The following is a 7,515-nucleotide window of genomic DNA, read 5'->3' on the forward strand; positions in this document are numbered from 1 at the left end:
GAAGGACGCGCAAGGACAGTTGGCCGAGTGGTCGAAGGCGCACGCCTGGAAAGTGTGTAGGCGGGGAACCGTCTCGAGGGTTCGAATCCCTCACTGTCCGCCATTATCTTGTAGCGAACACGGACAGGCGCCCANTCGGCTTGGACGACTCGACCAGCTGGGCCTGCGGCGTCCCCGCGAGGATCGCGTTCACGTAGGCGACGGAATAGTTGTTCGCGTTGACCAGCAGTTCGGCCGCCTCGATTTGGCGCATGGTCTTCATCTTGCGCAGCGCGTCGAACACCGCGCCGGTCGCGGGCTTGTCTTTCAGGATCCCGACCGCTTCCTCGCAGATGCCGTCCAGAAGGCGCACCTTGCGCCGGATGCTGCTCATGTTGAGATCGAGCGCGAGCGCGATCTTCTCCTCGGGCACGCCGCGCTCGATCGCCTTTCGGATCATCTTGTGTTCCTGGATCGGCGCAAGGCGGCTGACCTGGCGGTTGTAGGTGAAGGCCTCATCGTCGGTGGAGACCAGACACTCCACTTCCTGTTCGCCAGCATCCTTTAGCGCCTCGATCCGAAGATGGCCGTCGAGCAGCAACCAGGTGGCGGACTTGTCAGGGTTCCGAACCACGACGGGCGGCTCGACGATCCCGATCTGGGCGATGGAAGCCACGATCTGCCGATACTTCCGGCTGGATTTTGCGGACTTGCCGAGGGCGCGGAGCGGCAGGATCGCATCGATGGGGAGCGTGACGCAGTCGTCCTCGAACCCGAGCGTGACGCTCTTCGGGGTGTCGCGTGCTTCGCGCTTCATGCCGGAGCCCCGTCGGTCACGGGCCGCGCAAGGTCGGCAGGCATTGTCTCGAGCCCCTCGGCCCTGAGCAGGGTCATGAAATGCTCGTCCGCGCAGAGCTTCCGGAACGCCTCGCGCACGAACATCAGCCGACTCTGGGTGAGCTCGGCCTTTTTGATAAGCAGCTTCTGGCGCGTCGCCTCCTGCTGATACGCCCGCACAAGGCCCTCGCTCGTGAGCGCCCGTTTCGGAGGCTTGCGTCCGAGTTGGTTGCTGTGGATCTGCGGGCCCCGCAGTTCGCGCTGCTGGATCAGGCGGCGCACGAGCGCCAGCTTCCGGCCCCGCAGCTTGTTCTGAGTGTAGGCGTCCATCAGTGCCTTCTGAGCGCCCTTGGCGTCCGTCTTGGAAATCTGGATGGCCAGATTCAGCGGAAGCACCCCGGTTTCCACGGCCGAGACCAAGCGCTCCTCGCCTTTCTCCAGCAGCCCCGCGATCATGTTCACATATTCGGTGGAAACGCCGATCTTCTCGCCGATCTGACGGTCGTTGTAGCCGCGCTGGCGGAGCGCGCCGATCTCGCGCATCAGGTCGATGGGGTTGTGCTGCCGCCGCGCGCAGTTCTCGACGAGACTCATCACGAGGCAATCGCTCTCGTCAGCGTCGATCACGATGGCGGGGATGCGGTCCTGCTTCAGTTCGATGAAGGCCTCAAGGCGGCCCTGACCGCAGACGAGGTCGTATTCCTGCGGGTCGGTCCCGGCACGCGGCGCCACGGTGATCGGGCGCTTCAGACCGATGCGCGCGATGTTCTCCACCATCGCCTCGAAGGTGCGCCGGTTGCGGACGCGGGGATTAAGGACCCGAACCCTGTTTGTCGGGATCAGCGTCACCTGCTTCTGGCTGGTCGGCTCCATGTCGTCGGGCATCACGCCACCTCCGCGATCCTTGCCCGCGAGGCGAGCGCGTAGAAGAAATCGAGCGTGTCGAACCGGTACGCATCAAGTGCGAGCCCGTTCTGCTCGGCGAATTTCAGTTTCCCGAATGTCATGTCGATGCTGGGCAGCACGAAATAGTCGCGCGGCGCCTCGTTCACCTCGTCCATGCGTACGGCGATGGTGATGTCCGGCACCAGGCCAGTGTCGAGGCGGATGCGCCAGCGCAGCGACCCGGCCGCCGTCGCGGTGCACCGGGCCAGCACGATGGACACGGTGAACTCGTCGTTGACGCGAACAAGGTCTGTATCTGAGTCCTGGACCGCCCGCCCGCCATGCCGCGTGACTCCGGCGATGATCTCGGCCACCACCTGCGGATGAGCCTGTCGCAGAGCCCGGTTGATCTCGATGTAGCTGTAGTCGCGGTCCGGCTCGTAGCCGATCAGCCTGTAGGCGCGGAGCAGGCTGCCGAAGCGGCTGCGATAGGCGCTGGAGGACGGCAGATCATCCTCCTCGTCGATGATCAACCCCGACAGCATGCCCTGCCGCTTGAGGATCGCGCGCAGTGCGTCGAGCAGTTCCTCATCCGAGAAATGGCGGCTGCGGGCGTCCACGATCTCCCGGGCGCGCAGGAACAGCGCCTCATCAACAATGGCAGGATAGGCGCCCTCAGCCCGGATCCACATTTCGCGCGGGTTTACCACCCGACGCTGCTTCAGCTTGAAGGACACCTTGTTGAAGACGTTGTTCCCAATGTACTTTTCGTTGGTCAGCACCTGATGGACGGTCGCCCGGGTCCACGGCCGGTCGAGATCGGTGCGGTGACCTTCGGCGTTCAGAACCTCCGCGATATCCCGCTCGGGACGCCCCTCGCGCACGAACATCTCGTACATGCGCTGGACGACCCGCTGCTCCTCCTCGGGGCCGGGGACGAGGATGACGCGGTCGGTCTGAAGGCTCTTCTGCTCGCCACGCGACAGTTCGCCCTTCGGGTCGCCGTGCGCGTCGATCAGCACCCGCCGCAGCCCGTATCCGGCCGCGCCGCCCTGACGATAGCCGAGCTCCACCAGGCGGCATTGCCCGGCAAAGACCTTCACCGAAAGCTCCCGGCTGTACTCGCCAGCCATCACCCGCTTGACGGTCTTCAGCAGGTTCGAGCCGATGCTGCCGTCGTTCTCGAACTGCTCGCCGCAGTAATGTACCCGGATCCCTGCGCGAGAGCAGACATGCTCGTGATAGGCGCCTTCATCGGCATCCTGAAATCGGCCCCAGCGGCTGACGTCGTAGACAAGGATGGCCTTGAAGTCAGCGTGGCCTGATTGAACTTCGCCCATCAGTTTCTGTAGTGCCTCGCGACCATCGAGGCGAAGGCCGGAGCGCCCAGAGTCCTCGAAAACGCGCAGGATCTGCAGGCCGCGGGCGGCGGCATAGCTGCGGATGACGTCCAACTGGTTCTCGGTCGAATACTTCTGGTGATCGGTCGACATCCGGACGTAAGCGACAGCGGGTACGTCCGGCTCGGCCGCACCGTCGCTCTTGCCCGAATTGGTCACCAAACGACCGCTCACACATCCATCTCCTTGGTGTCGCTGGCCAATCCATCCGAACCGCCTGAATCCAGGGCTGAATCCCTCTCATCCATCTATAGCGAGGGAGGCCGGAATGTCGTTTCCGAAAAAGGGCAAGTTCTTTCCGAAACAAAACGGATATGGTCGGAGTGATCCGGAGAACGGGTTCGCCGACGAAATCGCAGCTGCACTGCGCCGGTCCCATGAGGACAGCAGGGCGGGCGCCAAGATCGTTGCGTCCTGGACGGGGGCGAACGAGAAGACGGTGAAGAACTGGTTTGCCGGCCGATACGGCCCGCGTGGCGAGCATCTGGTGGCGCTGGCCCGGCATTCCGACGAGGTGCTGGGAACGTTCCTTGCGCTGGCAGGGCGTCAGGACCTGATGGTGGCGATGAAACTAGCGGCGGCCGAACAGGCGATCGAAGAGTTGCTCGCGGCGGTACGCGAGATGCGCTCCGATGGCCAGAACCGCGAGGGGTGATTTTCACTTACCCGATTGGTAAAAAATGCAAAAATCATGTCGGCGAAGGATCTAGAATCGCCTTCGGTGTAGATGAGACCGCCATTTGAATCCTCGGACCGAAGGCGATTCTTGGAAGCCTTCTGAGCCGAGATTCCTCGCGGTTCCGACCCTCCGCCATTACCCCCGTCGCGAACACGGACAGGCGCCCCATGCGGCGCGGAAATAGCCGTGTTTTCAAAGGGTTTTGCCTCGCCCATGCGAACCTCTGAGGCTGCGCGCGAGGCCCTTTCCGGGCTCCGAACGGCGCTCCGTCTCTGTTCGGGCGAACCTCGCCGAATTCGGTTCTGTCGGAATTTTTCTCGCATTTCCAATGGCCTGATTTTCTACCCTGCCAAAACTTCGCCCCTTGTTTCCATCGCCTGCGAGGGGAAGAGAGCCGCAACACCGGAGAGGCGCAGCTGCTGGGTGCGCTGGCTGAACGGCACGTAGCGCTGGCAGCGATCTGCGTAGATAGTGCCCCGGGTGATGGTGTAGGAGGCGGCGCGCGNACCGAGGCGCGGAAATAGTCGTGTTTTTAAAGGGCTTTGCCTCCCCCATGCGAACCTCCGAGACTGCGCGCGAGGCCCGCTTCAGGCTCTGAACGGCGCTCCGTCTCTGTTGGGGCGAACCTCGCCGAATTCGGTTCGGTCGGATTTTTTCACGCTTTTCCAATGGTCTGAGTTTCAACCCCGCCAAAACTTCGGCCCCTGTGTCCATCGCCTTCGAGGGGAACAGAGCCGCAAGACGCAAGAGGCGCAGCCGGTGGGTGCGCTGGCCGAATGGCGCGTAGCGGTGACGGTGCTCTAAGCTTGCCGGAGGCGAACTCGAAGCGGGTTTGCGTACTCACCGTTTCGATCCCAAAGCCGTCGTGCGCGATCAGATATGGCGGAAAGGAACGGGTTCCGCAGATCGGCTTCACCAGCGAGGATGATGAGGTGCGCTTGAGCACGGGACGCGGCAACGTTGATTAGCCGACGACCGGTCTCGCTGTTCAGAAACGCGCTCCCAGCATCGACTGGATCGAAAATCACGATCTTTCGCTCGCTACCCTGTGCTCGATGGACTGTACTCACACGAACTTCCTTCTGCCCCTGGCGTCCAAGCATCGACCTGATGAGCGCGCGCTGAGCGCGGAACGGTGTAAGTATCAGGATATCGTCCGCGTCAACGTAGGATCCGAGCAGCTCGTGGACCAAGGCGGCGATGATCTCGGCGGATGCGAAACGGATCTTGCCATTGTAGTTCTTCGACCAGCTCGCGTCGCCTGCGCGGTCGTCTATGAGCACACGCGGTATCTCTCGACCGTCGAGATACCATGGAGAACGAACTCGCTTCCATTCCGGATCACGAGCGGCTTTTCGGCATACAATGAGCTCGCCACTGTAGAATGTGTGCGAGACGATATCGCAGACGCCTTGGCACATCCGCGATTGCTCATTGAGGAAGACGCTGGGGGCATCCTTGAAGACGTCAAACGCTGTCTTGCCGAGGATCGCTTGCGTTGACGGATCGTCGCTCTGGACGATTGGAGCCAGCTGTTGCGGATCTCCAGCGAACGTGGCGCATTGCGCGATGCTGGCGACCATCAGAGCCGCCGGCAACATGATCTGGCTGGCCTCGTCAGCGATTGTAAAATGCCAAACCCCACCGCCTGGCTTTGCGATGCTGTCGAAGTGCCGGAAAAGGGAGTTGGTCGTAATTGCGACGACGCGTGAAGACGCCGCAATGTGCCCGACATCAGTCTTCAGCTTGGCGCGAGCAGCTTCAAGCTTCTCTTTCCACGCAACGTAGCGCTCGATGTCGTTCTTCGAAGGCTCCTCGAGCTCCAGCATGCTGATTTCCAGCGACGCCTCATAGATGCCCTGCGCGAGCAAATGTTCACGACCGCGGAATTTTTGCGTGTCGAAACGGGAACCGATCCGCTTCATCGATTGTCGGAGATCGTCACGCCCAATTCGATTCAGCCAGTCATCCGCGGCAATCAGCGCTGAATCAACCGCCGTGTTTGTTGGGCCGCTGACAAGGATCTTCGCGTTCCTGAACCTGGTAAGCAGATACGCTATCATGCCCCCAATCGTGAACGTCTTGCCAGTGCCAGGCGGCCCATGAAGCAATCCCAAGCGATTCAAGGGCAACGACACAGCCTGCTCCTGCCGAGCGCGGAGCATGGAAAAGTCGGCGGGAAGTGCCTTCCTTTCCGCTGCGGGCTCTTTCTCACTCCGGCGTAGAGCCGCTGCAGCTTTCTTCCTCGTTGCCTCCCGCTGCCATAGTTCAATGAGTGGCGTGATGAAGTCCTGGGGATAAAGTGTGACGCGTTCATCCGCGTCCGGCGGTGGGCCCTGGACGAAGCGAAGGGCAAACTCGCCTTTGTCGGGGTCGACAACAACGACCTCCCCCCTGCCGCTGGCCTCACCGGACCAAACTGCGCGCGAACCCTCGAGGCTTTCATCAAGCGCAGCACTGGAACGTCCATCGCGCATGGGTTCGACGGCAAGAACGACAAGATTTGCTTGCCGCCGTGACGACAAGACCTTGAACGGCAGCCCGCGCTGCGCCGCTGTTCGCTCGTCCTCAAGAGCAGACAGAATCTTGTCCGCAGTGATAGCCATCAATATCCCGACTTGGAGCAAAAGGGCCAGCACGAGCCCCGTCTTGACGGCAGGATAGTGCGGGATCGCAAGTCATCGCAATCAAAAGAAGAACGGTATCTGCGTTCTTTCAAGGATCTGATCGACAGAAAGTTCAGTCAGGATCAAACACCCGCCCCGGCTGCTCGTCCCACGGCAGCGACGCCACGAAGCACAGGTCGTAGATGCTGATCGTCGAGGGTTCGCGATGGACAACCAGCCGCTCGAGGACGGCCGGCGCGAGCCACGCGAGGCGCAGGAGGCGGCTGACGTAGCGGTCGGACAGGCCCTCGTCGGCGGCGAGATCGGCGAGCGTGGCAACGTCGCCGCGCTCCAGCCGCTGCCGCCAGCCCCATGCCCGGCCGATGGCGCGCAGGAGGTGCGGATCCTGCCCACGGCCCATGGCCGCCTCGATGTGCTTCGGCGGCAGGATCCGGGGGCGGCCGCCGCGGCGACGAAGCTCGAGCGGGATGTGGACGCGCAGGGTGTCGGGCGTGGGCATCAGGCGACCTCCTTCCTCGGCGGAGCCATCAGCGCGGCGATGGCGCCGAGGCCGTCATGGCGCAGGTCGATGGCGAGGCCCGCCTCGCTCACCGTGATCCGCGCGACCAGCAGCTGGACGATGCGTGCCTGCTCGGCCGGGATCAGCGCCTTCCACATGTCGTCGAACTGCGCCAGCGCGGCGACGACGGTGGCCTCGTCGAGATCGGGGCGGTCCTTCCGCACCGCCCGCGCCGTGCGCGCCGCGACCTCGGGCGCGCGCAGCATCCGGCAGATTTCGCCGATGACGGCCTCCTCGACCATGGCACCCGGCAGCCGCTGCGGCCCGCGCAGTTCGGCTGCGGGGCGTTTCCGGATCACGTCCATCGACGTGTAGTAGCAGTAGCGCTTGCCCTTCCGCCTGGTGTGGTGCTGCGTCATGGCGGCGCCGGTCTCGGTGAAGATCAGCCCGCGCAGAAGCGCTGGCTGGGCCGCTCGCGCCACCGCCGCCCGCGCGACCCGGTTGTTGGCGATGACCGCGTGGACCTCGTCCCACAGCTTCTGGTCGATGATCGCGGCGTGCTCGCCGGGATAGACCTCGTCCTTGTGCACGGCGAGGCCGAGATAGACC

General features: G+C 63.1%; 6 protein-coding genes, 1 tRNA gene and 1 pseudogene. 2 read left to right on the plus strand and 6 right to left on the minus strand.

From position 1 onward, the window contains the following. Positions 1-13 precede the first annotated feature (13 nt). A tRNA-Ser gene (locus EZM81_RS11440) sits at positions 14-103 on the plus strand. Here EZM81_RS11440 and EZM81_RS11445 read toward each other — a convergent pair. Genes EZM81_RS11445 through EZM81_RS11455 form a run of 3 tightly spaced genes read right to left on the minus strand, consistent with a single transcriptional unit; the run spans position 104 to position 3,275 of the window. Further along, positions 104-796, minus strand: coding sequence for a plasmid partitioning protein RepB C-terminal domain-containing protein (locus EZM81_RS11445; protein WP_248298204.1), 693 nt, complete (start codon positions 794-796; stop codon positions 104-106). Next, a complete protein-coding gene (locus EZM81_RS11450) occupies positions 793-1,701 on the minus strand; it encodes a plasmid partitioning protein RepB C-terminal domain-containing protein (protein ID WP_136645790.1) in 909 nt (302 codons plus the stop codon). The genes EZM81_RS11445 and EZM81_RS11450 overlap by 4 nt, the downstream gene beginning before the upstream one ends. Then, a complete protein-coding gene (locus EZM81_RS11455) occupies positions 1,701-3,275 on the minus strand; it encodes a recombinase family protein (protein ID WP_211195405.1) in 1,575 nt (524 codons plus the stop codon). Before EZM81_RS11455 ends, EZM81_RS11450 begins: the two co-directional genes overlap by 1 nt. Before the next feature lie 94 nt (positions 3,276-3,369). Between EZM81_RS11455 and EZM81_RS11460 the strand changes: the two genes are divergently transcribed. Next, the gene (locus EZM81_RS11460) at positions 3,370-3,756 is read left to right on the plus strand and encodes a hypothetical protein (protein ID WP_136645791.1); all 387 of its coding nucleotides are present in this window, start codon (positions 3,370-3,372) and stop codon (positions 3,754-3,756) included. A gap of 824 nt (positions 3,757-4,580) precedes the next feature. Here EZM81_RS11460 and EZM81_RS11465 read toward each other — a convergent pair. The 3 genes and pseudogenes from EZM81_RS11465 to EZM81_RS11475 form a co-directional block, all read right to left on the minus strand. Next, positions 4,581-6,386 (minus strand): DEAD/DEAH box helicase, encoded by a 1,806-nt coding sequence (locus EZM81_RS11465; protein WP_136645792.1) that lies wholly within the window; start codon positions 6,384-6,386, stop codon positions 4,581-4,583. A 133-nt stretch (positions 6,387-6,519) separates the two neighbouring features. Continuing rightward, a complete protein-coding gene (locus EZM81_RS11470; RefSeq protein WP_136645793.1) occupies positions 6,520-6,906 on the minus strand; it encodes a hypothetical protein in 387 nt (128 codons plus the stop codon). Continuing rightward, positions 6,906-7,515 (minus strand): annotated as a pseudogene (locus EZM81_RS11475) (recombinase family protein); the annotation flags it as partial. The gene EZM81_RS11470 and the pseudogene EZM81_RS11475, both read right to left, overlap by 1 nt.

It is taken from the genome of Tabrizicola sp. YIM 78059 (assembly GCF_004959785.1).
Classification (GTDB): Bacteria; Pseudomonadota; Alphaproteobacteria; order Rhodobacterales; family Rhodobacteraceae; genus Tabrizicola; species Tabrizicola caldifontis.

Excerpts from the sequence above, each read along its gene's own strand:
- EZM81_RS11450 (WP_136645790.1), bottom strand. The coding sequence starts at position 1,701 with ATGCCCGACGACATGGAGCCGACCAGCCAGAAGCAGGTGACGCTGATC.
- EZM81_RS11470 (WP_136645793.1), bottom strand. The coding sequence starts at position 6,906 with ATGCCCACGCCCGACACCCTGCGCGTCCACATCCCGCTCGAGCTTCGT.
- EZM81_RS11465 (WP_136645792.1), bottom strand. The coding sequence starts at position 6,386 with ATGGCTATCACTGCGGACAAGATTCTGTCTGCTCTTGAGGACGAGCGA.
- EZM81_RS11460 (WP_136645791.1), top strand. The coding sequence starts at position 3,370 with ATGTCGTTTCCGAAAAAGGGCAAGTTCTTTCCGAAACAAAACGGATAT.